The sequence below is a fragment of the Petropleomorpha daqingensis genome, assembly GCF_013408985.1.
GTDB classification, from domain to species: domain Bacteria; phylum Actinomycetota; class Actinomycetes; order Mycobacteriales; family Geodermatophilaceae; genus Petropleomorpha; species Petropleomorpha daqingensis.
In genome coordinates this window covers 4,611,950-4,634,073 of the sequence record NZ_JACBZT010000001.1, presented here as the reverse complement: position 1 = coordinate 4,634,073, position 22,124 = coordinate 4,611,950, and the positions used below count along the sequence as shown (strand labels likewise).

Genomic DNA, 22,124 nt, shown 5'->3' with positions numbered 1-22,124 from the left:
GGGGGTCAGAACGCCTCCCGGCGCACGTCGAGCGCGGCCTGGGCCTGCACCTCCAGCCCGGCGAAGGTCTCCTCGACCGCGGCCAGCCGTTCCCGCCAGGCCCGCACCGACTCCCGCCGGGCCAGGTCGGCCGGCTCCAGGGCCAGCAGGCCCCGGATCGATGCGTCGGTCGCCTCGAGCACGCCGGAGTCGTCGTCCTCGGCCTGCGTCCGGGCCGCCCAGAACACCTCCGCCCACAGCGCGGCGACCGTCTCGCGACCGGCCGGCGGCACGCTGAGCGGGAAGGCTCGCCGCCGGTCCCCGGTGACGGCGACCAGGCGCAGGGTCAGGAACGCGCGGACGGCCCGCAGCAGCTCCGGCGCCGCCGCGACCCGCGTCCGGTCCGAGGGGGCGCCGAGCACCCTGTCGAACGCGGCCACCACCCCCCGCCCGGCCTCCTGGGTGCGGTCCCAGAGATCGCAGCCGTCGGTCACGGTGCGGACGGTAGAGCCTGCTGCCGACTCTTCTCAGCGCAGCACGATCCCGGGCAGCCGGTAGCGCGTGCGGTGGATGGCCCGCGCGGCCGCCCGCACGTGCTCGTCGGAGTCCCAGCTCCAGCCGAGCGCGTTGGCCATCCGGTTCGCCGTGTGGAAGACCAGGGCGACGTGCAGCGCGTCGACGACGGCGTCGTCCGGCACACCCGCCTGCCGGATGGCGACGACGTCGGCCGCCGACAGCGCATCCGGAGCCGCCGTCAGCCGCTCCATCAACGGCAGCACCGCCGCCAGCTCCGGGCGCACGGACGAGGCGTCGTCGAGGTCGAACCCGCCGCGCGACTCGAGCCGCGTGGTCTCGGTGTGCGCCCGCCGGCAGAAGGGGCACTCGTTGAGCCGGGAGACGTGGGCGGCCAGGTACTCCCGCTCGGCGGGCGTCCAGAACGACGGCCCGCGCATCACCGCCTCCACGAGGGCGAAGAACGGGCGGCCCCAGAGCCCCGGCCGGTGCAGCCCGGTGGTCACGACGTCGTCCATCCGCTCGCCGCCGCCCACCAGGCGCGCGATCCGCAGGAAGAGCCGCGCCGGCAGGCCGTGGCCGTGCTCGACGACGCCGAGCCTCACGTCGCCTCCCGCAGCCCGCAGGCCGGCGTCGAGCCGCTGCAGCGCCGCGCCCGTGGCCGCGGCGACGGTGACCTCGAAGATCTCCACCTCGGTGCGACCGGCCGCGACGAGCGCGGCGACGTCGGCGTCGGTGATCCGGTGGGAGGAGGTGCGCACCTTCTCGGCGTAGGCCGCCCAGACCGGGTCCACGGGGTCGCCGGCTCCGACGGCCTGCCGGAGTGCCGGATCGGTCTCCCCGGCCGACTCGAAGACCGCCCGGCGCAGGGCGGCCACCAGGTCGGCGTGGTGGACGACGACCTCGTCCATCCCCGTATGCTCCCGCGTCCCGGCCGCTACGAGGTCACCCGCGACCGCAGGTGCGCCCGGAGCCACTCGAGCTGCCCGCGGACGCGCCGGCGCTGCGGCACCGGGGCGGTGGGGACCCGCTCCGCGATCCGGGCCAGGTCGGCGAGCAGGGCTGCACGGCGCTGCTCGAGCCGCTCGACCTCGGCGTCCAGCCGGGCACGGGTCGCGGCCGCCGCGGCGTCGGCCCGCCGCCGCTCGTCCCGGCCGGTGCTCAGCAGCGCGACGACGTCCTGCCGGGCCTGCGCCAGGGCGGCCGCGGCGTCCTGCTCGGCCCGCTGCCGGACCTGGTCGGCGTGCCGGTCCGCCCGTTGCCGGACCGCCCGGGCCGTCGTGCGGTGCGCCGCCAGCTCGGCCCGCGCGTCCTCGCGGGTCTGGTCGGCCTCGGCGACGAGCTGCCCGGCCCGGGCCGCCAGCTCTTCGGCGCGGCCGACCGCCGCGGCGACGATGCCGGCCGCCTCGGCCCCGGCCTCGGCGAGGGCGCGTTCCGCCTCGGCCGCCGACCGCGCGGCGTGCGCCTCGGCCTCGGCCCGGATCTCCTCGGCCTCGTCGGTGGCGGCCGCGAGCAGCGTGCCCATCCGGCGCGAGAGCCGGAGGAAGTCAGCGCCGCCGGCGGAGTGCGAGAGGAGCTCGCGGGCGTCGTCGAGGGCGGCGCTGGTGCGGTGCTGCCGCGCCTCGAGGTGCTCCCGCTCCCGCTCGGCGGTGGCCAGCTCGTCCTCGGCCCACCGGACGTAGGTGTCGACCTGGAACCGGTCGTAGCCCAGCGGGGCGCGGCGGAACATCGGCGCCGCCTCGAGCACCGTGGGCAGGTCGCCGGAGAGCGTCGGGCGCTCCCGATCGGCGTCGAGCTCGGCGTTCATGCCACCCCCACGTGCTCCGGATCCGAGAACAGGACGCTAGGTGGCACCGGACGGCGGCGGACCCGTCGTCGGGGGTCGATCACCCGGGAGGACGACGCGGTCTCCCGCTATCCGGGAGTTCTCGGCCGATCCGGTTCCGTTGCGTGACGTCGTCCGGGCGGGTGAGGCACCGCTGCGGGGGATGTGGGCAGCGCCGACGGCGCGCACGCTCGTTCCATGACTCACTGTCCAGCAGACCTGCCGGGCTGCATGACCGTTCCACCCCTGTTCGGCTGGGAGCACGTGCTCATCGGGCTCGTGGTCGTCGCTCTCGCGGGCGTGGTCGGGCTCGTGCTGCTGGCGGTGGGGCGGGCCGGGAGCGAGCGGGACGAGTGGCAGGCCTTCCTGGACGGCCGGTCGGCGCGCGGCCGGGATCAGAGCGCGGACACCAGCACCAGCACCGCGGCGACCGAGCCCACGACCGCCGCGCCGTAGCAGAGGACCGCGACGGTCCGCTTCCGCTTGATCTGCAGCCCGTCGTAGAGCGTGTACCGGAAGCGGTGCGCGCTGTGCACGAGCATCAGCACGAACAGGCCGAGCAGCACGATGAAGGTCAGCGGGTTGCCGACGACGGCGTGCAGGTGGTCGTAGTCGGGGTGCAGCCAGCCCAGCGGCACGAGCAGCCCGAACAGCAGGATCAGGATCGGCAGGAACACCGCGGCCAGGACGCCGCCGGCGCTGAACATGAGCCACACCAGCGGCGTGACCCGTCGCTTGGTCATCGCGTCACCGGAGTCACAGCGTCACCAGCCAGAGGACGAACAGCGAGACGACCACGAGGCCGGTGTACTGCCCGGCGAGGATGTGGAAGGCCGGCACCTTCCAGTCGTCGATCCGCACCACCATCGCCTGCGGGGTGAGGCTGAACCAGGTGACCGTGTGCAGCAGCACGAAGAGCAGGGCCAGGACGTTGAGCGCGATCACCCACGGCGCGGAGGCCCAGTCGAGGAAGTTCCGGTAGGCCGTCTCGCTCTGCCCGACGGCGTACACGAAGAGGATCAGGTAGACCACGAACCAGGCGATGAACACGCTGCTCAGCTCGCGCAGCACGAACACGGTGTAGGACCGTTTCCGCGTCCACCACCAGGTCGAGATGCGGGGCTTGTAGGTGCGCAGGTCGGTCATCTCGCGCCCCGGGGGAGCAGGAACGCCTTGACCGTGTGCAGCGCCGTCTTGAGCTTGTAGCGCTGGATGGCCGACGCGGGGTCCACGTGCTTGGGGCACACCTTCGTGCACTCGCCGACGAAGGTGCACGCCCAGACGCCGTCGTGGGCGCCGAGGACGTCGAGCCGCTGGCTCGTCCCGTGGTCCCGCGAGTCGAGGTCGTACCGCTCGGCGAGCGCGATCGCGGCCGGCCCGATGAACTCGGGGTCCAGGCCGTACACGGGGCAGGCGGCGTAGCAGAGCATGCAGTTGATGCACATGCTGAACTGGCGGTAGGCGTCCAGCTGGCCCGGCGTCTGGAGGAACTCGACGTCCGGCTCCACCTGGCTGTGGTCCTCGGCGCCGATGATCCACGGCTTGACCCGGGGCAGCTTCGCCATGAAGTCGGACAGGTCGACGACCAGGTCGCGGATCACCGGGAAGTTCGCGAGCGGCTCGATGGTGACCGGCCCGGGGGCGTAGTCGCTGAGGAACGTGGCGCAGGTCAGCTTCGGCTCGCCTTCGATGTTCATGCCGCAGCTGCCGCAGATGCCCATCCGGCACGACCAGCGGAACGACAGGGTCGTGTCGACCTCGTTCTTGACGTGGTTGAGCCCGTCGAGGACGGTCCACTCCTTGCGCAGCGGGACCTCGTACTCCTGCCAGTGCGGGCCCGCGTCGGTGTCGGGCCGGTACCGGGACACCCGGAGCTGGATGCTGTCCGCCGAGGTCATGGGGCCTACCTGCCGTAGACCCGCTCGCCCGGGGGCCAGCGGGTGATGGTCACCGGGAGCCGCTCCACGCGCGAGGTCCCGTCGGGGTTGCGGTGCACGAGCAGATGGGTCAGGAAGCGGTCGTCGTCCCGGGCCGGGAAGTCGGTGCGCTGGTGCGCGCCGCGCGACTCCTCGCGCTGCATGCCGGCCTCGAGGATGCACTGGCTGATGTCGAGCATGTTCGCCAGCTCGAGGGCGGCCAGGAGCTCGGTGTTGAACGCGCGGCTGGTGTCGGCGATGCCGATGCCGCCGACCCGCTCCTGCAGCTCGGCGAGGGTGTTCGCGCCCTTGGTCATCTCCGGCCCGGTGCGGAAGATGCCGGCGGACTCCTCCATGGTGGTCTGCATCTCGTCGCGGATCGCCGCGATGCTCTCGGTCCCCGGGCCCTTGCCCAGCAGGTCGTGCTCGAGCCGGCGGATCTCGTCGATCGCCTGCGCCTCGACGGCGGCGGGCGGTGCGCCCGCGCCGGCGGCGTACTCGGCCGCGGCCCGGCCGGCGCGGGCGCCGAAGACGAGGCACTCGGGCAGGGAGTTGGAGCCGAGCCGGTTGGCGCCGTTGATGCTCACGCACGCGGTCTCGCCGGCGGCGTACAGGCCGGCCACCGGGGTCGCCCCGTCGATGTCGGTGGAGACGCCGCCCATCATGTAGTGGACCACCGGGCGCACCGGGATCAGCTCGTCGACGGGGTCGATGCGCTCGTACTTCAGGCACAGCTCGCGCACGAACGGCAGCTTCGTGTCGATGAGCTTCTCGCCCAGGTGCCGCAGGTCGAGGTAGGTGACCTCGCCGTAGGGCGTGTGCCCCGTCCGGCCCTTCTCCATCTCGTGGACGAACGCCTGCGAGAGGCGGTCGCGGGGGCCGAGCTCCATGCTCCGCAGCTTCGGCGTGGGGGTCGGCGTGCCGAGGTCGTAGTCCTGCAGGTAGCGGTAGCCGTCCTTGTTGAGCAGCCAGCCGCCCTCGGCGCGGGTGGCCTCGGTGATGAGGATGCCGGTGAAGGGCAGCCCGGTCGGGTGGTACTGGACGAACTCCATGTCCTTGAGCGGCGCGCCGGCGCGGTAGGCCAGCGCCATGCCGTCGCCGGTGTTGATGTTGGCGTTCGTGGTGAACGGGAAGACCTTGCCGCAGCCGCCGGTGCACAGGATCACGGCCTTCGCGGTGATGGCCTGGATCCGCCCGGTCATCAGGCCCACGGCCACGACGCCGTGCACCCGGCCGTCGTCCACCAGCAGCCGGGTGACGAACTCCTCGTCGTAGCGCCGCACCTCGCCGTACTTGAGCGAGGTCTGGAACAGCGCGTGCAGCATGTGGAAGCCGGTCTTGTCCGCGGCGAACCAGGTGCGCATGTTCTTCATGCCGCCGAACGCGCGGACGGCGACGCGGCCGTCGGGCCGCCGGCTCCACGGGCAGCCCCAGTGCTCGAGCTGCAGGAGCTCCTCCGGCGCCTCGCGGACGAAGGCCTCGATGGCGTCCTGGTCGCCCAGCCAGTCGCTGCCCGACACCGTGTCGTAGCAGTGCTCGTCGAGGGTGTCGTCGGCGGCGATGACCCCGGCCGCGCCACCCTCGGCCGACACCGTGTGGCTGCGCATCGGGTAGACCTTGGAGATCAGGGCGACGTCGAGCCGGGGCTCGGTCTCGGCGATGGCGATGGCGGCGCGCAGCCCGGCGGCCCCACCACCCACGATCAGGACGTCGTGCGCGGCGCGGACGACGCCGTCACTCACCCCGCCACTCCTCGTCGGCCAGCACCTTCCCGCTGTGGTGGACCACCATGTGGTGGACGCTGCCGTCGTGGAACTCCTCCCTGCTCGCGCAGCAGCCGCAGGAGTAGCGGAGGTCCTCGGTGACCAGCCCCTGGTGGTCCTCGGTCACGTACCGCTCGCCGCCGTGGGTGTGTCCGCACGGGGCCAGGCGTGGCTCGAACGTGGCAGTGGTGGCGCTCATGGCCAACTCCCTCGCGCCAGGGACAGGCACGTCTGGCCTGCGCCGCTCAGCGTGCTCCCGGACGTGCGGGTTGGGAAGGGCAGCCCACCCCGTAGCCAGCGGCGACGGACCCCTGGCACGGGGTCGTCCGCTCCGGAGGATGCCGGGCGAACCGGCGGGGACGAACCTGCCCCGATGGGCTGTCGTCGCGAAGCCGGACGCGTCGACCGCCCCACCGCGGGCCACCGCACCGCCGACGCCAGCCCGAGCGAGAACACGTCCGACGTCCCCGCGACGGGGGAGACCTGATGTCCAAGACCCTGCTCATCTTCATCGTGACCTTCGGGCTGGCGTTCGTCGTCTTCGCCGCGCTCGCCGCGGGCCTGACCACCGACCTCCGGACCGTGTTCGCCCCGCTCAGGGGGAGGGGGCTGCCCACCGTGGGCGTCCTGGTCGCCAACTTCGTCGTCGTCCCGCTCCTGGTGTGGCTGTCCCTCCAGGCGTTCGACTTCGCGGCGCAGGCGACGATGGCCTTCACGCTTCTCTCGGTGGTCGCCGGCGCCCCCTTCGTCGCCATGTTCACCCGGGTCGGTCGGGGCGACGTGGCCTACGCGACCGCGATCTCGCTGCTCCTGCTGCTGGTGACCATCCCGTTCATGCCCGTCGTCCTGCCGTGGCTGCTGAGCACGCTGCACGTGGCGCACGCGAACGTGACCACCTGGCACCTGCTCAAGCCGCTGCTGTGGTTCCTCCTCCTGCCGTTGTGCATCGGGCTGGCGGTCAGATGGCGGTATCCCGGCCTCGCCCGCGAGCTCGCCCCGCACTTCGGCCAGGTCGCGCTGGTCGGCATCGCGCTGCACATCGTGCTGATGTTCGTCGGCTTCTGGGACGACGTCGTCGCCGAGGTGCACACCGGCGAGTACCTGTACTCCGTCCTGATGCCCGTCGGTTGCCTCGCCGTCGGGTACGGCCTGTGCCGGCCGCTCGTGCGCGGCGCGGCCAGCCGGGACATCGTGCTCCCGGCCTCCCTCGGGACGGCGCAGAAGGGGTCGCAGGCCCTGATCTGCAGCCTCATCTTCGCGATGGGCACCTACTCGGTCGCCGGCGTGGTCGCCCTCGGCTCATCGGTGATCACGATCGTCGTCCTCGTCCTCGTCGCCGCGGAGACCGGCCGGCGGCACGAGCGGCACCCCGCGGCGACCGGACCGGACGCGCGGGCCGCGGTTCCGGAACCCCGGGCCGCCGCCCCCAGCCGCCCGGCCCGGTAGCGCTCATCCGAGCCGTTCCAGGAGGTGGTCGCCGACGCGCAGCGCGTTCGCGATCGCGGTCAGCGACGGGTTCACCGCGCCGATGCTCGGGAAGAAGCTGGTGTCGGCGACGTAGAGGTTGTCCAGCTCGTGGGCCTTGCAGTTCGCGTCGAGCGCGGACGAGGCCGGGTCGCTGCCGAACCGGACGGTGCCTGCCTGGTGCGCCGTCGCGCCGATCGGCATGGCCTTGTGCAGGTAGACGCTGTGGTCGAGCAGGTGGTGCTCCATGCCCAGGTCGCCGAGCATGCCCTGGAGCTTGTGCCGCAGCCGCTTCACCCCTTCGACGTTGTTCTTCTCGTCCAGCGTCAGCCGGATCCGGCCGTCCTTCTCGAGGGTGACCCGGTTGTCGGGGAGGGGCAGGTCCTCCCCGCACAGCCAGAAGTCCACCGCGTGGTGGGCGATCTCCTCGAACGGCATGGTCGGCGACACCCGTCCGGCCCAGCGCGGCGCGCCGCTGCGCACCTGCTCGGCGTCGGACTTGCCGAGCATCTGGATCCCGCCCATCGGGTAGTCCCAGTCGTCGGCGCCCAGGTACCAGTCGTGCAGCGCCATCGTCTTCTGGAACGCCGTCGGGTTGGGCTCCTTCGAGACCGCCATCAGGGCCAGGTTGTTGTGCCGCATGTAGTTGCGGCCGACGACGTCCGATCCGTTCGCCAGGCCGTTGGGGTGCTGGTCGTTCGCCGAGCGCAGCAGCAGGACGGCGGAGTTGACCGCCCCGCAGGCCACCACCACGATGCTGCCCCGGTAGGTCACGGTCGAGCCGTCGGCCAGCTCGGTGACCACGCCGGTGACGCTCCGGCCGGTGGGGTCGGTCTCCAGCCGCTGCACGTTCGCCCGGGTCTGCAGCGTGACGTCCGGGTGCTGGAGGGCCGGCTCGACGCAGATGACCTCGGCGTCGGACTTGGCCTTGAGCAGGCACGGGAAGCCGTCCACCCGGTCGCAGCGGATGCAGGCGCTGTGCAGCGTCGGGTGACCGAGCGTGTCCTGGTCGAGGTCGACCCCGATCGGGAGGTGGAACGGGTGCAGGCCCAGCTTGCCGAGGTCGTCGGACAGCTGCTGGATCCGCGACTCGTGCTCGACCGGGGGATAGCGGTAGTCGGCGCTCGCGAAGCCCTCGGTCGGGTCCTCGCCGTGCCGGCCGTGCACCCGGTACAGGTGCTCGGCCTCGGTGTAGTAGGGCTCGAGGTCGTCGTAGCTGATCGGCCAGGCCGGTGAGAACCCGCCGTAGTGCCGCAGCTCGCCGAAGTCCTGGGGCCGCAGCCGGAACAGGGCCGCGCCGTAGAACTTGGTGTTCCCCCCGACGTAGTAGTTGACCTCGGGCGGGAACTCGTCGCCGTGCTTGTCGAGCCAGAACTCCGGCGCGCGGTACTTGGCGGTGACGAAGACGGCGGTCGAGGACCAGTTGTCCCGCTCGCGCGGCAGGTAGTCCCCGCGTTCGAGCAGCAGCACCTTCTTCCCCGAGGGGGCGAGCCGGTGGGCGAGCGTGCCGCCGCCGGCACCGGTGCCGATGACGATGACGTCGAAGTCAGTGGTCTCTGGCATGGGTCCTCCCCGGGTCGGTTCGGTGCTTGCCGGCCGGCTGCTCGGCCGCCGGGCGGGGTGAGGGGATCTGCGCGGTCGGGGTGGCGGCGACCGGGGCGCCGAGCCGGCGCCGGAAGACGTGGTAGGTCCAGCCCTGGTAGATCAGCACCACGGGCAGCAGCACGCCCGCCACCCAGGTCATGACGGTCAGCGAGTAGTGCGCCGAGGACGTGTTCTGGATCGTCAGGTCGTCGGCCGGACCGGTGGTCGACACCATGACCCGCGGGTACAGGTTGACGAAGATGCTCCCGACGACGGCGGCCGTGGTGACCGCCGTCGCGCCGAAGGCGAGCCCGTCGCGTCCGCGTCCGATGGCGACGGCCGCGACGAGGACGGCGGCGACGGCGACCAGCGCCACGATCCACCCGCCGGCACCGGGGGACGCCGTGGCCAGCGTCCAGGCCGCGAACCCGACCACCACCGCGGCGGCGAGCGGGCCGAGCATCCGCCCGGTGCGGTCCGCGCGGTCGTGCACGGGCCCGACCGTCTTGAGCCCGACGAAGGCGGCCGCGTGCAGCAGGCACAGGACGACGACGGTGAGCCCGGTGTAGAGCGCGTACGGCTGCAGCAGGTCCCAGAAGCTGCCGGTGAACTCCTGGTCCGAGCCGATCGGCAGGCCGCGCAGCAGGTTCCCGAGGGCGATCCCGATCAGCAGCGGGGCGAGGACGCTGCCGGCGATCAGCGCGGCGCTCCACCGCCGCCGCCACCCGGGGCCCTCCTGCTTGCCGCGCAGGACGATGGCCACACCGCGGAGGATCAGCGCCACCAGCAGCAGGATCAGCGCCAGGTACATCGCCGAGAACATCGTCGCGTACCAGCCGGGGAAGGCGGCGAACATCCCGGCCCCGGCCACGACCAGCCACACCTCGTTGCCGTCCCACACCGGGGCGATGGTGCCCAGCGCGGTCTCCCGGCCGGCCTCGTCGCGGCCGAGGACGCCGTGCAGCGCCCCGACCCCGAAGTCGAACCCCTCGAGGACCAGGAACCCGACCCACAGGACGGCGATCAGGACGAACCAGACTTCGGCGAGCGTCATGGCGACCTCAGTAGATGAACTCGAGGGCCTGGGAGTCCTGCTCCGCCTCCTCCGGGGCCGGCTCGGCCTCGTCCGGGGCGAGTTCCCGCCGGGCGTAGCGGGCCATGAGCCACCAGTCCACGATTCCCATCACCGCGTAGAGCAGCACGAAGACGACGAGGCTGGTGACGATCCAGGCGGTGCCGACGGTGGGGGAGTTGGCGTCCTTGGTCAGCTGCAGGCCCTGCACGATCCACGGCTGACGGCCGTTCTCGGTGAGCATCCAGCCGGCGATGCTGATGATGAACGGCACCGGGATCGCCCAGACCGCCACCCGCAGGAACCACCGCGACCGCTCCAGGCGCCGCCGCCAGAGCAGCCAGGCACCCCACAGGGCCAGCAGGAAGACGACGACCGCGAGGTAGGCCATCACCCGCATCGACCAGTACTGGATGAACACGTTCGGCACGTAGTTCCCCGGGCCGTACTGCTGCTGGTACTGCGCGTTCAGCTCGTCGAGCCCGATGACCTTGCCGTTCCAGTGGTTGGTCGCCAGCAGCGAGAGCAGGTGCGGGATCTGGATGATCTTCGTCGGCGTGTGGTCGCCGTTGCCGCCGCCGATCTGGAACATCGAGAACGAGCACGGCTGGCAGGTCGTCCACTGCGCCTCGGCCGCGGCGATCTTCATCGGCTGGTACTTCGCCTCGATGACGCCGAGCTCGTCGCCGACGACCATCGCCAGCAGGATGGCCGGCAGGAGGACGGCGACGGCGATCTTCGCCGAACGGTGGAAGACGTCGGGGCTGGACAGCCGGCGCAGGTGCCACGCGGAGACGCCGAGCATCACGACCGAGCCCACCACCAGCGAGGCCAGGATCACCTGCAGGTAGCCCCAGATGAACACCGGGTTGGTGAACAGCGCCCACACGTCGGTCAGCTGCGCCCGGCCGGCCGAGTTCAGCGTGTAGCCGACCGGGTGCTGCATCCAGGAGTTGGCCGCCATGATGAACAGCGCCGAGAGGGCCGAGCCCACCGCGACCGCCCAGATCGTGGCCAGGTGCACCCGCCGGGACAGCCGGTTCCAGCCGAAGATCCACAGGCCGAGGAACACCGACTCCAGGAAGAAGGCGGCCAGCCCCTCCATGGCCAGCGGGGCGCCGAAGACGTCCCCGACGAACCGCGAGTAGCCCGACCAGTTGGTGCCGAACTGGAACTCCTGCACCAGCCCGGTCACCACGCCGACGGCGACGTTGATGACCAGCAGGGTGCCGAAGAAGCGGGTCAGCCGCAGGTAGGCGGCCTCGCCGCTGCGGTGCCAGCGGGTCTGCAGCAGCGCGGTCAGGAACGCCAGCCCGATGGTCAGCGGGACGAACAGGAAGTGGTAGATCGACGTCGTCGCGAACTGCAACCGGGCCCAGTCGACGGTGGACACGGCGCCCCCCTCTCAGCTCGCCGGGACCGAGTCCGGTGTCGGGGTGCGGGGAACGGGGATCTCCGCCGGCTGGCTCCAGTCGACGGTCTGCGCGCTGTCGTGGGCGATCAGGCCGGGGGAGCGGTTGCCGCTGAAGTAGTCCCAGCCCCACGAGATGAAGGCGTCGACCCGCGTGCGCACGCCGCTCATCAGCCAGGCGTGCACGCCGAGCCAGGAGCTGAACGCGATGGCGCCGTGCAGCTCGTGGCGCTTCGCGCCCATCTCGGCGACGGCGGCCCCGCGGCCGATCATCGCCATGATGCCCTTGTCGTGGTAGTGGAACGCCTGGCGCGGCTGGCCGGCGAGGTCGGACCGGATGTTCTTCGCCGTCCACTGGCCCTGCTGCAGGGCCACCGACCCCAGCTGCGGGTACAGGCCGCCCTCCGGGCTCTCCACCCCGGCCACGTCGCCGATGACGAAGACCCGGGGGTAGCCCTCCACCGACAGGTCGTGGCCGGCCAGGACCCGTCCGCCGCGCCCCCGGGGCAGCGCGATGCGCGAGGCCAGGTCACCGGCCTGGACGCCGCCGGCCCAGATGACGCACCGGCTGGGCAGCGTCGTCCCGCCCTCGAGCCGGACGCAGGTGGGGGTGACCTCCTGGACACCGGTGCCGAGGTGCAGCCGGACCCCGTCGCGCTGCAGCACCTTGGCCGCGTACTCGTGGGCCTTGTCGGAGAACGGCGCCAGCAGGGCGTGGCCGTGGTCGACGAGGTGGATCCGCGCCTCGTGGACGTGCAGGTCGTGGTACTCCTCGGGGGCCACCCGGTTGACGAAGTCGGCGATCCCGCCGGCGGTCTCGACGCCGGTCGCGCCGCCGCCGACGACCACGAACGTCAGCGCGCCCTGGTCGATCAGCCCGGGATCGCGGTCGGCGGCGTCGAAGACCTCGATGATGCGGGCGCGCAGCCGCTCGGCGTCGGTCAGCGAGTACAGCGGCAGCGCGTGCTCGTCGGCGCCCGGGGTGCGGTAGAAGTTCGCCCGGGCGCCGGTGGCCAGCACCAGGAAGTCGCCGGTGTAGGTGGCCCCGTCCGCCGTCGTCACCGTCCGGGTGGCCGGATCCACCGCGACGACCTCGGCCTGGACGACCTCGACGTTCTCGTCGTGGCGGAACTGGTTGCGCAGGGGGGTGCCGACGTCGTCCGAAGCGATCTGCGCGGTGGCCACCTGGTAGAGCAGCGGCAGGAACTGGTGGTAGTTGTTCCGGTCGATCAGCGTGACGTCGACGTCGGTGCCGGCCAGCTCGCGGGCGCAGCCGATCCCTGCGAAGCCGGCGCCCACGATCACCACCCGCCGGCGCGCCGGGCCGTCGTCAGCGGGGGTCATGCCAGGTCTCGCCCTCGGGCAGCAGCCGGTCGGCCTCGGCCGGGCCCCAGCTGCCGCGGGCGTAGCGGTGCACGGGCACCGATCCGTCGAGGATCGGATCGACCACGCGCCAGGCCGCCTCCACGGCGTCCTGTCTGGCGAACGGCAGCCGGTTGCCGTCGAGGGCGGCACCGATGAGCCGGTCGTAGGGGCGCATGTTCACGCCCGGGTCCTCGGTGAAGCTCAGCTCCTCCAGCTGCGGGACGATGCCGGGGCCGGGTTGCTTCCCGGCGAGGACGAGCGTCACCTGCGCCCCGGGCCAGATCCGGAACCGGAGCGAGTTGGGTTCCGACGGCATCTCGGCGCCGAGGAACTGGCCGAGGACGTCCTGCGGCGGACGCCGGAACCGGATCTCCACCTCGGTCGCGGTGACCGGCATCGTCTTGCCGGCGCGGATGACGAACGGCACGCCCGCCCACCGCCACGAGTCCAGCTGCAGCCGGACCGCGGCGAAGGTCTCCGTGGTGCTCCCCGGCTCGACGCCCTCCACCTCGTGGTAGCCCTCGTACTGGCCGAAGACCGTCGTCTCGGGGGTCAGCGGCCGGATCGCGCTGATGACCCGGGTCTTGGCGTCCAGCCACGCGTCGACGCTGTTCCCGACCGGCGGGTCGGCCACGACGCTGGCCAGCACCTGCAGCATGTGGTTCTGCACGACGTCGCGGATGGCGCCGGTGCGGTCGTAGAAGCGCCCGCGGTCGGCGACGTCGAACTGCTCGGCCATCGTGATCTGGATGGTCTCGACGTGGGAGCGGTTGAGCAGCGGCTCGAGGATGGAGTTGGCGAACCGGGCGGCCAGCACGTTGTCGAGCGGGTCGAAGGCGATCCAGTCGTCGACGCGGAAGATCCGGTCCTCGGGGAAGACCTCGAGCACGGTCTTGTTGAGCTCCTGGGCGCTGGCCAGGTCGTGACCGAACGGCTTCTCCACCATGATGCGGGCGTCGCCGGCCAGCCCGGCCCGGGCGAGGCCCTGGGTGATGGTCCCGAACAGCGGCGGCGGGACCTCCAGGTAGAACAGCGCCGGTCCGGCCGGGATCTTCTTGGCCAGCGCCTGGTAGGTGGCGTCGTCGGTCAGGTCGCCGTCGACGTAGTCGAGCAGGTCCAGCATCCGCTTCGCCGGGTCGGCGTCCGGGTCGATGCCGTTGCGCCGGAGCGAGTCGGTCGCGTAGCCGCGGAACTGGTCCAGCCCCCAGCCGCTCTTGGCCACGCCGATGATCGGGACGTCGAGCACGTCGCGGTCGACCAGGTCCACCAGGGCCGGGAAGGTCTCGATCTTCGCGAGATCTCCCGTGGCTCCGAAGATCACCAGGGCGCTCAAGCGTTCGGTTCCCATGCCGACGTCCTCTTCTCGGCCGGAGGTGCCCGCTCCCCGCCTGCGGCGGCGTGCCGGGCGGCACGACCGCCGCCCACCCTCCCGCTCGTCCCCGTGGGGTGACCCTCATCCGGAATGGATGATCCGAGACTTTCGCGGCTACCGGAGCGTGCGCCGGGTGAGGGGCGTGCCGGGGATCGACCGCAGGCTCTTCGCGGAGTCGCGGCCGGCCCGGCGGCAACTGGTCGCGGTCGTCCTGTTCGGCCTGACGACCGCGGCGCTGGTCGTGGCGCAGGCGGGGCTGCTGACCGACGTGATCGTGCGCGCGACGGAGGGCTCCGGGGCGCTGGCGGCCACCCTCGCCGGCCTCCTGGCCGTGGTGCTGGCGCGGGCCGCGCTGAGCGGAGCCGCGGAGGTCACGGCGCTGCGGTCCGCGGACGAGGTGAAGGCCGGCCTGCGTGGCCGGGTGCTGGCCGGCGCGGTCCGGCGCGGCCCGGCGTGGCTCGGCGGGCGCCGGTCGGGGGAGCTGGTCGCCCTGCTCACGTCCGGGCTCGACGGAGTGGACGTCTACGTCGCGCGGTTCCTGCCGCAGCTCGCGCTCGCTGTCCTGGTGCCGCCGGTGGTGCTGGCGCGCATCGCCCTGGCCGACTGGCCGTCCGCCGTCGTCCTGCTCGTCACCGCGCCGCTCATCCCGGTCTTCATGGCCCTGATCGGCCGCTACACGCGCAGCCGCACCGCGCGGCAGTGGCACCTGCTGGCCGGGCTGGGTGGCCACTTCCTCGACGTGGTCGAGGGCTTGCCGACGTTGAAGGTCCACGGGCGGGCGCGGGCGCAGGTCGGCGTGATCCGGCAGGTCACCGAGCGGTACCGGCGGACGACGATGGCGACGCTGCGGATCGCGTTCACCTCGTCCCTGGCCCTCGAGCTGCTGGCCACGCTGGGCACCGCGCTGGTCGCGGTGGCCGTCGGGCTGCGGCTGCTCGGCGGTGGCCTGGAGTACCGGCCCGCGCTGCTGGCGCTGCTGCTCGCGCCCGAGGTCTACCTGCCGCTGCGCGCCCTCGGCGCCCAGTTCCACGCCAGCGCCGACGGGGTGGCCGCGGCCACGCACGCCTACGCCGTCCTCGACGCCCCCGAGCCGGCGGACGACGGACTGCGCGCGGCCCGCCTCGGCGGCCTCCCGGTGCCCGACATGGGGACCGCCGCCGTGGTCTTCCGGGACGTGACGCTGCGCTATCCCGAGCGGGAGCTGCCGGCCCTGGACCGGGTCGCGTTCACCGTGCCGCCCGGGGCGCTGCTGGCGGTGACGGGTGCCACGGGGGCGGGCAAGAGCTCGGTGCTCGCCCTGCTGCAGCGGTTCGCGATGCCGACCGGCGGCGAGGTCACGGTCGGGGGCCGGCGGCTCGACGACCTGCCCGTGGCCGCCTGGCGGGAGCGCATCGCCTGGGTGCCGCAGACGCCGTACCTGTTCGACGGCACGGTGGCCGACAACGTGCGGCTGGGCCGTCCCGGGGCGAGCGACGCGGAGGTCCGGGAGGCGCTCGGCCTGGCGGAGGCGGCGGAGTTCGTCGCGGCGCTGCCCGGTGGACCGGCGGGTCCGGTGGGGGAGCGGGGGCTGCGGCTGTCCAGCGGGCAGCGGCAGCGGATCGCGCTGGCGCGGGCGTTCCTCCGCGACGCGCCGCTGCTGCTGCTCGACGAGCCGACGGCGCACCTCGACCCGCTCACCGCGGCGGGTGTCCGCCGGGCCGTCGATCGGCTGATGGCCGGGCGCACGGTCGTCCTCGTCACGCACGACCGGCGCTGGGTCGCCGCGGCCGACGTCGTCGTCGCCCTGGCGGACGGGCGACCGGCTGCCGCGGAGCGGGTCGCGTGACCGCGCCGGTGGTCCGGCTGCTCCGCTGGACCCGTCCGACCCGGCCGACCACCACGCTGGCGGTGCTCGCCGGCACGGCCACCGTGTGCTGCGGGGTCGGTCTGTTCGCCACCGCCGGCTGGCTGATCTCGCGGGCCGCCCAGCACCCGGACATCGCGGCGCTGGCCGTGGCGGTCGTCGCGGTCCGCTTCTTCGGGATCGGCCGCGGGGTCGCGCGCTACGCCGAGCGGCTGCTCTCGCACGACGCGGCGATGCGCAGCCTCGCCGACGTCCGTCCCCGGGTGTTCGCCCGGCTGGTGCCCCTGACGCCGGCCGCGCTGCCCTTGCGCAGCGGGGACCTGCTCGCCCGGGTGGTCGGGGACGTCGACGCGGTGCAGGACCTGCTCGTCCGGGGGCTCACGCCGGCGGTCACCGCGCTGCTCGCCGGCCTCGCCGCGACCGGCCTGGTCGCGTTCCTCTTCCCACCCGCGGCGGTGCTGCTCGCCGCCGGCCTGCTCCTCGGCGGGATCGGCGTGCCGGCGCTGGTCGCCGCGTGGAGCCGCCGCAGCGGACGGGCCGCGGCGGAGGCGCAGGCCCGGCTGAGCGCCGACGTCGCCGGGATCCTGGACGGCGCCGCCGACCTGCTGGCCGCGGGGGCGGCCCCACGGGCGCTGGCCGACGCCGAGGCCGCGGGCCGGCACCGGTCCCGCCTGGCCGCGGCACTCGCCCGGACCGGCGGCGCGGCGGTGGCCCTCGGCGTCCTGGTGGCCGGGGGCACGGTCTGGGCCGTCGCGGGGCGGGCCGCCTCCGCCACCGCGCGCGGCGAGCTCGACCCGGTGACGCTGGCCGTCGTCCTCCTCGCCTCGCTGGCCGCGTTCGAGGCCGTGGCGCCCCTGCCGGCCGTGGCCGTCGCGCTGGGCGCGGCCGGCCGGTCGGCCACCCGGCTGTTCGACGTCCTGGACGCGCCGATCCCCGTCACCGAGCCCGGGGTGCCGGCCGAGCCGCCGCTCGGCCCGGTGACCGTCCGGCTCTCCGGCGTGGGCGTCCGGTACGCGCCGGAGGCGCCGTGGGCGCTCGACGGCGTGGACCTCGACCTGCCCCCCGGGCGCCGCGTCGCGGTGATCGGCGCCAGCGGCTCCGGGAAGAGCACGCTCGCCGCGCTGCTGTTCCGCTTCCGGGACGCCGACGCCGGCCGCGTGCTGCTCGACGGGAGGGACGTCCGCGCGTTCCGGACCGACGACGTGCGCCGGCTCATCGGAGGGATCCCCGCCGATCCGCACGTCTTCGCCGGCACGCTGCAGCAGAACCTGCAGCTGGCGCTCCCCGGGGCCGACGTGGCGCAGCTGGAGGAGGTGGCGCAGGCGGCGGGCCTGCTCGACTGGATCCGGTCGCTGCCGCTGGGCTGGTCGACGCCGGTCGGCCAGCGCGGATCGCGCATGTCCGGCGGTCAGCGGCAGCGGCTGGCGCTGGCGCAGGCGCTGCTGGCCGATCCGCGGGTGCTGGTCCTGGACGAGCCGACCGCCCACCTCGACCCGGAGTCCCGGACGGCGGTGCTGGCGACGATCCTGACCGCGACGGCCGGCCGCACCACCCTCCTCGTGACGCACGACCTCGCGGCCCTGCCGGAGATGGACGAGGTCGTCGTGCTCGACGCCGGCCGGGTGGCCCAGCGGGGGACGCACGAGGAGCTGCTGGCCGAGGCCGGCTTCTACCGCGACGTGTGGGCCCTGGAGGCCTGAGGGCAGGTCACGAGGTGCTCGACGGGGGCTGCCCGCGTGCCGGCGGGGCCTGCCCGGCGGCACCGCGCCCCTTGCGGGCCAGGGCCACGAGCGCGCCGGAGCCCGAGACGGCGAGGTAGGCAGTGAGGACCGCGACGGCCACGGGCGCGAGCTGCAGGGTGCCGATCTGGGTCGTGAGCGCGACGAGGACGATCAGCGTGAACGGTGCCGCGACGAGCGCGCCGAGGATGGCGGCGAACATCGTGGCGAAGGCGAGCCCTTCGGGGATCCCCGGGATCAGCAGGTGGACGGCCGTCCCCGCCGTGCCGCCGATGAACAGCGTCACGAGGATCGGCCCACCGATGAACCCGGTGGCCTCGCAGAGCGCGAACGCAAGGATCTTCGCGAACACGACCGCGACGAGCAGCCCGGCACCCAGCGCGGCCCCGTGGTCGATCACGGTCGTGAGCTGGTCCGTCCCGGTGAACAGGGTCAGCGGCAGGGCGACGCCGACCAGCCCGAACGCGATCCCGCCGAGCGTCGAGCGGACGATCGGCCACCGGAGCAGCGGGGCGGTGAGCTTCGTGAGCACGCCGGCGGCGGCGAGGGTGATCAGCGCGAGCGCCCCGGCGACGAGGCCGAGGGGGACGGCCGCGGCCAGCTGCCAGTCCTCGTAGGTGAACGACGGCACCCGGTAGATGCCGACGAACGTGCTCCCCGCGACCGGGAAGTAGACCGCGAACGCCACCGTCGCGGCGAGCAGTGCAGCGACCAGGACGTCGGCGAGGCGTGCGCGCCGGGGACGGGCGATCTCGACCACGAGCGCCGTCGCCAGGATCGGGGACGCCAGCAGGCCGCCGTAGGCGGCCGACATGCCGCTGAGCGTGTTCGTGGCCCTGGCCGTCTCATCGAGCTTCCGCCGCTCCGACAGCCAGGTCCCGAGGCCCCCGCCCATCTTGCCCAGTGCGTCCTCGGGGCCGAGGCTCGCGCCACCGACCAGCGAGACCAGGGAGACGGCCACCGCCTTCAGGACGGTGGGGGGCTCGACCCGGGCGGTCCGCAGCTCCTCGAGCACGCCGGGCAGCTTGGGCGGGAGGCGGAAGACCCGCCGCAGCACGCCGACGAGGAGCCCCGCGGCCGCGGTCACCCCCACCCACCACAGGCTCCCGGAGAACCAGTCCGGCTTGTCGGGCAGCGTGAACCAGAGTTTGCCGCCGCCGGTGACCAGCCCCAGGAAGGCCAGCGCCGCGAGGGCGAGCGCGATCCCGAGGACGACCGCGTAGCCGACCGCCGTCCAGAAGCCACGGGACCGGTCCAGCGCCACCTCGCCGGGGGCCTCGTCGGGCCCGGACTGCGGAGCGGCGCGGGGACCGGCCTGCGCCCGCCTGTTCGCTCTCGAGAGGGGCATGCGTCGTTCCATCTCACGCGGCCGTCGGACTGCGCTCGACCGTGGCCGGACACGAGCCGCCCACCCTCGTCCGGCGGGGATGATTCCCCGGCCCGCGTCGAGGGCGGGCGAGCGCCGGCCTGGCTAGGGTCCGACGGCATGGCCCACCGGTTCCGGGCGTCGGTCCCGCTCACCGACAACTGGGAGCACTTCGCGTTCGCCGTCGCCGACGGCGTCGCCACGGTCACGCTCGACCGGCCGGAGAAGCTCAACCCGCTGACCTTCGAGAGCTACGCCGACCTGCGCGACCTCGTCCTGCAGCTGCCGTACCGGGACGACGTCCGCGTGCTGGTGATCCGGGGCGAGGGGAAGGCGTTCTGCGCCGGCGGGGACGTCAACGAGATCATCGGCGAGCTCATCCGGATGCGGCCGCACGACCTGATCGGCTTCACCAGGATGACCGGCGACCTCATCCGCGCGATGCGCGAGGTCCCGGTGCCGATCATCGCCGGGATCCAGGGCATCGCGGCCGGCGCCGGATCGGTGATCGCGCTCGCCTCGGACTTCCGGGTCTGCGCCCGGTCGGCCCGCTTCGCCTTCCTGTTCACCAAGGTGGGGCTCTCCGGCGGTGACATGGGCGCGGCCTACCTGCTGCCGCGCGCCGTGGGCGCCGGCCGGGCGACGCAGCTGCTGATGCTCGGCGACACCATCGACGCCGACACCGCCGACCGCTACGGGCTGGTCAGCCGGCTGGTGGACGACGACGGGCTGGACGACGCCGTGGCCGAGCTCGCCGCGCGGCTGGCGAGCGGCCCGACGCTGGCCTACGCGCAGACCAAGGCGCTGATCACCCGCGAGCTGGACATGCCCCTGGGCGCGGCCATGGAGCTGGACGCGATGACGCAGGCGCTGCTGATGACCACCGACGACCACGCGGAGTTCCACGCCGCCTTCAACGCCCGCCGGCCGCCGAACTGGACCGGGCGGTGACGCAGCCGCGCACCTGCCTGGTCACCGGCGCGAGCCGCGGGATCGGGGCCGCGGTGGCGGCCCGGCTCTCCGCCGACGGGCACCGGGTGGCGCTGCTCGGCCGGGACGTCGTCTCCCTGGACTCGGTCCGGGCGCGGCTGCCGGGGGAGGGGATGGCCGTGACCGCCGACGTCACGGACCCCGCGCAGGTGGCGGCGGCGGTCGACCTGGTGGAGCGCGACTGGGGTCCGGTCGAGGTGCTGGTCTCCAACGCCGGGGCCGGCGTCGGCGCGCCGCTCGTGGAGACCTCCGACGAGGACTGGGCCCGCATGCTCGAGCTCAACCTCACCGCGCCGTTCCGGTTGGTCCGGCGGGTGCTGCCGGGCATGGTCGAGGCCGGCTGGGGCCGGATCGTCGTGGTCGCCTCGGTCGTGGCCAAGCACGGGGAGGCGCAGGTGGCGGCCTACACCGCGGCCAAGCACGGCGTGCTGGGACTGGTTCGCGCGGCCGCCGCCGAGGTCGCGCGCACCGGCGTCACCGTCAACGCGGTCTGCCCCGGCTACGTCGACACCCCGATGACCGACACGACCGTCGAGGCGATCGCGGCCCGCACCGGCCGGAGCCCCGACGAGGCCCGCGCGCTGCTCGCCCGCCGGCAGCCGATCGGCCGGCTGATCGACCCGGCGGAAGTGGCCGAGGCGGTGGCGTTCTGCCTGGTCAACGGCGCGGTCACCGGACAAGGCATCAACGTCGACGGAGGGACCGTGCAGTCATGACCCTCGAGCGGATCGACCCCGACGAGCTGGCCCGGCCCTCCGGGTTCGCGCACGCCGTCAAGGCCCGCGGCACCGTGACCGTGCACCTCGCGGGGCAGACGGCACTCGACCGGGACGGCCGGATCGTCGGCACCGGCGTCGTCGAGCAGTTCGAGCAGGCGCTGGGCAACCTGCTGACGGCGCTCCGCGCGGCCGGCGGGGGCCCGGAGCACCTGGCGAGCCTGACGATCTACATCGTCGACGTCCCCGACTACCGGGCGCACGCCCGGGAGATCGGGCAGGCGTGGCGGCGGCTGGCCGGCCGGGACTACCCGGCGACCGCGGGGATCGGGGTCGCCCGGCTCTGGGACGACGACGCGCTGGTCGAGGTGCAGGGGATCGCGGAGATCCCGGAGGGCTGAGGAGGACCCGTGGAGATCTGGATCAACCCGGCCTGCTCGAAGTGCCGGGCCGCCACCGAGCTGCTCGACGAGGCCGGCGCGCAGTACACGGTGCGCCGCTACCTGGAGGACCCGCCGACCGCCGACGAGCTCGACGCCGTGCTGTCCCGGCTCGGCCTCGACCCCTGGGACGTCGCGCGCACCGGCGAGCCGGTCGCGCAGGAGCTGGGCCTGGCCGACCTGCCGCGCGACCGCCGCCGGTGGCTCGAGCTCATGTCGGCCCACCCGATCCTCATCCAGCGGCCGATCCTCACCGCCGACGACGGCACCACCGTGGTGGGCCGCACGCCGGAGGCCGTCCGGCGGGCGCTCGGCTGACCATCCGTCCCCCTCAATCGAGGCGAGTCGCGTCGCTGCCCTCGATCCGGGCCTTGAGCGCCTCCGGCATCGGGCCGAAGGTGGGGGTCTCGCCGGGGCTCAGGGAGCGGACCATCAGCGGCAGCAGCAACCCCCGGGTCCGCAGCTCGAGCGGCCGGGGGTCACCTCCAGCACCCGGACCGGAACCGTGCTCCGCAGCAGGGGGTGCAGCGGGGGGAAGCCGAACACCACCCGGCCCCCGACGGCGAACTCTCCTTGCGCGCTGGTGAGCACGGGCGTCCAGTCCGGGTAGCCGGGCACATCGGTGAGCACGTCCCAGACCCGCTCGGGGCCGGCATCGACGTCGATGGACGTCCGCATTCCCCTGGTCATCGGGTCGCCTCCCGAGGGTGAGCGCTCCGGCCACGCCCAGCGTAGGACGGGGCAGACTAGGGCTCCGGCCCGTCGT

Annotated in this window: 23 protein-coding genes; 8 read left to right on the top strand and 15 right to left on the bottom strand. The window is 73.7% G+C overall.

Going from position 1 to position 22,124, the window contains the following annotated elements; genetic code table 11:
• Window positions 1-5 precede the first annotated feature (5 nt).
• From GGQ55_RS22880 to GGQ55_RS22870, 3 genes are read right to left on the bottom strand one after another with little or no spacing between them, the layout of a single operon-like run.
• The gene (locus tag GGQ55_RS22880; RefSeq protein WP_179720725.1) at window positions 6-473 is read right to left on the bottom strand and encodes a hypothetical protein; all 468 of its coding nucleotides are present in this window, start codon (window positions 471-473) and stop codon (window positions 6-8) included.
• A 33-nt stretch (window positions 474-506) separates the two neighbouring features.
• On the bottom strand, window positions 507-1,403 hold the full coding sequence (locus GGQ55_RS22875; RefSeq protein WP_179720722.1) for a carboxymuconolactone decarboxylase family protein: 897 nt from the start codon (window positions 1,401-1,403) through the stop codon (window positions 507-509).
• A gap of 26 nt (window positions 1,404-1,429) precedes the next feature.
• On the bottom strand, window positions 1,430-2,299 hold the full coding sequence (locus GGQ55_RS22870) for a hypothetical protein (protein WP_179720720.1): 870 nt from the start codon (window positions 2,297-2,299) through the stop codon (window positions 1,430-1,432).
• Between the two features lie 249 nt (window positions 2,300-2,548).
• On the opposite strand from GGQ55_RS22870, the gene GGQ55_RS22865 reads away from it, so the two are divergent.
• Window positions 2,549-2,773 carry a hypothetical protein gene (locus GGQ55_RS22865; RefSeq protein WP_179720718.1) on the top strand — a complete coding sequence of 75 codons (225 nt, stop codon included), beginning with the start codon at window positions 2,549-2,551 and terminating at the stop codon, window positions 2,771-2,773.
• Here GGQ55_RS22865 and frdD read toward each other — a convergent pair.
• From frdD to GGQ55_RS22840, 5 genes are read right to left on the bottom strand one after another with little or no spacing between them, the layout of a single operon-like run.
• Entirely contained in the window at window positions 2,713-3,060 is a 348-nt protein-coding gene (frdD, locus tag GGQ55_RS22860; RefSeq protein WP_179720716.1) for a fumarate reductase subunit FrdD, read from the bottom strand. The two genes, GGQ55_RS22865 and frdD, sit on opposite strands and share 61 nt — an antisense overlap.
• Window positions 3,061-3,073: 13 nt before the next feature.
• Entirely contained in the window at window positions 3,074-3,463 is a 390-nt protein-coding gene (locus GGQ55_RS22855) for a fumarate reductase subunit C (protein ID WP_179720714.1), read from the bottom strand.
• A complete protein-coding gene (locus GGQ55_RS22850; RefSeq protein ID WP_179720712.1) occupies window positions 3,460-4,215 on the bottom strand; it encodes a succinate dehydrogenase/fumarate reductase iron-sulfur subunit in 756 nt (251 codons plus the stop codon). Before GGQ55_RS22850 ends, GGQ55_RS22855 begins: the two co-directional genes overlap by 4 nt.
• A 5-nt stretch (window positions 4,216-4,220) precedes the next feature.
• Window positions 4,221-5,975, bottom strand: coding sequence for a fumarate reductase (quinol) flavoprotein subunit (gene frdA / locus GGQ55_RS22845; RefSeq protein WP_179720710.1), 1,755 nt, complete (start codon window positions 5,973-5,975; stop codon window positions 4,221-4,223).
• Entirely contained in the window at window positions 5,968-6,195 is a 228-nt protein-coding gene (locus GGQ55_RS22840; protein ID WP_179720707.1) for a hypothetical protein, read from the bottom strand. Before GGQ55_RS22840 ends, frdA begins: the two co-directional genes overlap by 8 nt.
• Before the next feature lie 287 nt (window positions 6,196-6,482).
• Here GGQ55_RS22840 and GGQ55_RS22835 point away from each other — a divergent pair, with 287 nt between their 5' ends.
• Window positions 6,483-7,442 (top strand): hypothetical protein, encoded by a 960-nt coding sequence (locus tag GGQ55_RS22835; protein ID WP_179720705.1) that lies wholly within the window; start codon window positions 6,483-6,485, stop codon window positions 7,440-7,442.
• Window positions 7,443-7,445: 3 nt separating this feature from the next.
• On the opposite strand, the gene GGQ55_RS22830 is transcribed toward GGQ55_RS22835, so the two are convergent.
• Genes GGQ55_RS22830 through zwf form a run of 5 tightly spaced genes read right to left on the bottom strand, consistent with a single transcriptional unit; the run spans window position 7,446 to window position 14,240 of the window.
• The gene (locus GGQ55_RS22830; RefSeq protein ID WP_179720703.1) at window positions 7,446-9,023 is read right to left on the bottom strand and encodes a GMC oxidoreductase; all 1,578 of its coding nucleotides are present in this window, start codon (window positions 9,021-9,023) and stop codon (window positions 7,446-7,448) included.
• Window positions 9,007-10,098, bottom strand: a complete 1,092-nt coding sequence (gene cydB / locus GGQ55_RS22825; RefSeq protein ID WP_179720701.1) for a cytochrome d ubiquinol oxidase subunit II — start codon at window positions 10,096-10,098, stop codon at window positions 9,007-9,009. Before cydB ends, GGQ55_RS22830 begins: the two co-directional genes overlap by 17 nt.
• A 7-nt stretch (window positions 10,099-10,105) precedes the next feature.
• Window positions 10,106-11,509, bottom strand: a complete 1,404-nt coding sequence (locus GGQ55_RS22820; RefSeq protein WP_179720699.1) for a cytochrome ubiquinol oxidase subunit I — start codon at window positions 11,507-11,509, stop codon at window positions 10,106-10,108.
• Between the two features lie 12 nt (window positions 11,510-11,521).
• Window positions 11,522-12,871: an NAD(P)/FAD-dependent oxidoreductase gene (locus tag GGQ55_RS22815; RefSeq protein WP_179720695.1), complete on the bottom strand. Its 1,350-nt coding sequence runs from the start codon at window positions 12,869-12,871 to the stop codon at window positions 11,522-11,524.
• Window positions 12,858-14,240, bottom strand: coding sequence for a glucose-6-phosphate dehydrogenase (gene zwf / locus GGQ55_RS22810; protein WP_179720693.1), 1,383 nt, complete (start codon window positions 14,238-14,240; stop codon window positions 12,858-12,860). The genes GGQ55_RS22815 and zwf overlap by 14 nt, the downstream gene beginning before the upstream one ends.
• A 157-nt stretch (window positions 14,241-14,397) precedes the next feature.
• Here zwf and cydD point away from each other — a divergent pair, with 157 nt between their 5' ends.
• Together cydD and cydC are read left to right on the top strand one after the other, a co-directional pair.
• On the top strand, window positions 14,398-16,089 hold the full coding sequence (gene cydD / locus GGQ55_RS26560; protein WP_218859398.1) for a thiol reductant ABC exporter subunit CydD: 1,692 nt from the start codon (window positions 14,398-14,400) through the stop codon (window positions 16,087-16,089).
• Window positions 16,086-17,807: a thiol reductant ABC exporter subunit CydC gene (cydC, locus tag GGQ55_RS26555; RefSeq protein WP_218859397.1), complete on the top strand. Its 1,722-nt coding sequence runs from the start codon at window positions 16,086-16,088 to the stop codon at window positions 17,805-17,807. The genes cydD and cydC overlap by 4 nt, the downstream gene beginning before the upstream one ends.
• Window positions 17,808-17,814: 7 nt before the next feature.
• Here cydC and GGQ55_RS22800 read toward each other — a convergent pair whose 3' ends face one another.
• Window positions 17,815-19,194 carry a chloride channel protein gene (locus GGQ55_RS22800; protein WP_179720691.1) on the bottom strand — a complete coding sequence of 460 codons (1,380 nt, stop codon included), beginning with the start codon at window positions 19,192-19,194 and terminating at the stop codon, window positions 17,815-17,817.
• Between the two features lie 138 nt (window positions 19,195-19,332).
• Between GGQ55_RS22800 and GGQ55_RS22795 the strand changes: the two genes are divergently transcribed.
• From GGQ55_RS22795 to GGQ55_RS22780, 4 genes are read left to right on the top strand one after another with little or no spacing between them, the layout of a single operon-like run.
• Window positions 19,333-20,163: an enoyl-CoA hydratase family protein gene (locus GGQ55_RS22795; protein ID WP_179720689.1), complete on the top strand. Its 831-nt coding sequence runs from the start codon at window positions 19,333-19,335 to the stop codon at window positions 20,161-20,163.
• Complete coding sequence (locus GGQ55_RS22790; protein ID WP_179720687.1) at window positions 20,160-20,918, top strand: SDR family NAD(P)-dependent oxidoreductase; 759 nt, start codon at window positions 20,160-20,162, stop codon at window positions 20,916-20,918. Before GGQ55_RS22795 ends, GGQ55_RS22790 begins: the two co-directional genes overlap by 4 nt.
• Complete coding sequence (locus tag GGQ55_RS22785) at window positions 20,915-21,319, top strand: RidA family protein (RefSeq protein WP_179720685.1); 405 nt, start codon at window positions 20,915-20,917, stop codon at window positions 21,317-21,319. The genes GGQ55_RS22790 and GGQ55_RS22785 overlap by 4 nt, the downstream gene beginning before the upstream one ends.
• 9 nt (window positions 21,320-21,328) lie before the next feature.
• Window positions 21,329-21,676 (top strand): arsenate reductase family protein, encoded by a 348-nt coding sequence (locus tag GGQ55_RS22780; RefSeq protein WP_179720683.1) that lies wholly within the window; start codon window positions 21,329-21,331, stop codon window positions 21,674-21,676.
• Window positions 21,677-21,790: 114 nt separating this feature from the next.
• On the opposite strand, the gene GGQ55_RS22775 is transcribed toward GGQ55_RS22780, so the two are convergent.
• Window positions 21,791-22,048, bottom strand: a complete 258-nt coding sequence (locus tag GGQ55_RS22775) for an SRPBCC family protein (RefSeq protein ID WP_179720681.1) — start codon at window positions 22,046-22,048, stop codon at window positions 21,791-21,793.
• Window positions 22,049-22,124 lie beyond the last annotated feature (76 nt).

Coding starts and splice junctions, on each gene's coding strand:
- GGQ55_RS22875 (WP_179720722.1), bottom strand. CDS start 1,403: ATGGACGAGGTCGTCGTCCACCACGCCGACCTGGTGGCCGCCCTGCGC.
- GGQ55_RS22870 (WP_179720720.1), bottom strand. CDS start 2,299: ATGAACGCCGAGCTCGACGCCGATCGGGAGCGCCCGACGCTCTCCGGC.
- GGQ55_RS22865 (WP_179720718.1), top strand. CDS start 2,549: ATGACCGTTCCACCCCTGTTCGGCTGGGAGCACGTGCTCATCGGGCTC.
- frdD (WP_179720716.1), bottom strand. CDS start 3,060: ATGACCAAGCGACGGGTCACGCCGCTGGTGTGGCTCATGTTCAGCGCC.
- GGQ55_RS22855 (WP_179720714.1), bottom strand. CDS start 3,463: ATGACCGACCTGCGCACCTACAAGCCCCGCATCTCGACCTGGTGGTGG.
- GGQ55_RS22850 (WP_179720712.1), bottom strand. CDS start 4,215: ATGACCTCGGCGGACAGCATCCAGCTCCGGGTGTCCCGGTACCGGCCC.
- GGQ55_RS22840 (WP_179720707.1), bottom strand. CDS start 6,195: ATGAGCGCCACCACTGCCACGTTCGAGCCACGCCTGGCCCCGTGCGGA.
- GGQ55_RS22835 (WP_179720705.1), top strand. CDS start 6,483: ATGTCCAAGACCCTGCTCATCTTCATCGTGACCTTCGGGCTGGCGTTC.
- GGQ55_RS22830 (WP_179720703.1), bottom strand. CDS start 9,023: ATGCCAGAGACCACTGACTTCGACGTCATCGTCATCGGCACCGGTGCC.
- cydB (WP_179720701.1), bottom strand. CDS start 10,098: ATGACGCTCGCCGAAGTCTGGTTCGTCCTGATCGCCGTCCTGTGGGTC.
- GGQ55_RS22815 (WP_179720695.1), bottom strand. CDS start 12,871: ATGACCCCCGCTGACGACGGCCCGGCGCGCCGGCGGGTGGTGATCGTG.
- zwf (WP_179720693.1), bottom strand. CDS start 14,240: ATGGGAACCGAACGCTTGAGCGCCCTGGTGATCTTCGGAGCCACGGGA.
- GGQ55_RS22800 (WP_179720691.1), bottom strand. CDS start 19,194: ATGCCCCTCTCGAGAGCGAACAGGCGGGCGCAGGCCGGTCCCCGCGCC.
- GGQ55_RS22795 (WP_179720689.1), top strand. CDS start 19,333: ATGGCCCACCGGTTCCGGGCGTCGGTCCCGCTCACCGACAACTGGGAG.
- GGQ55_RS22785 (WP_179720685.1), top strand. CDS start 20,915: ATGACCCTCGAGCGGATCGACCCCGACGAGCTGGCCCGGCCCTCCGGG.
- GGQ55_RS22775 (WP_179720681.1), bottom strand. CDS start 22,048: ATGACCAGGGGAATGCGGACGTCCATCGACGTCGATGCCGGCCCCGAG.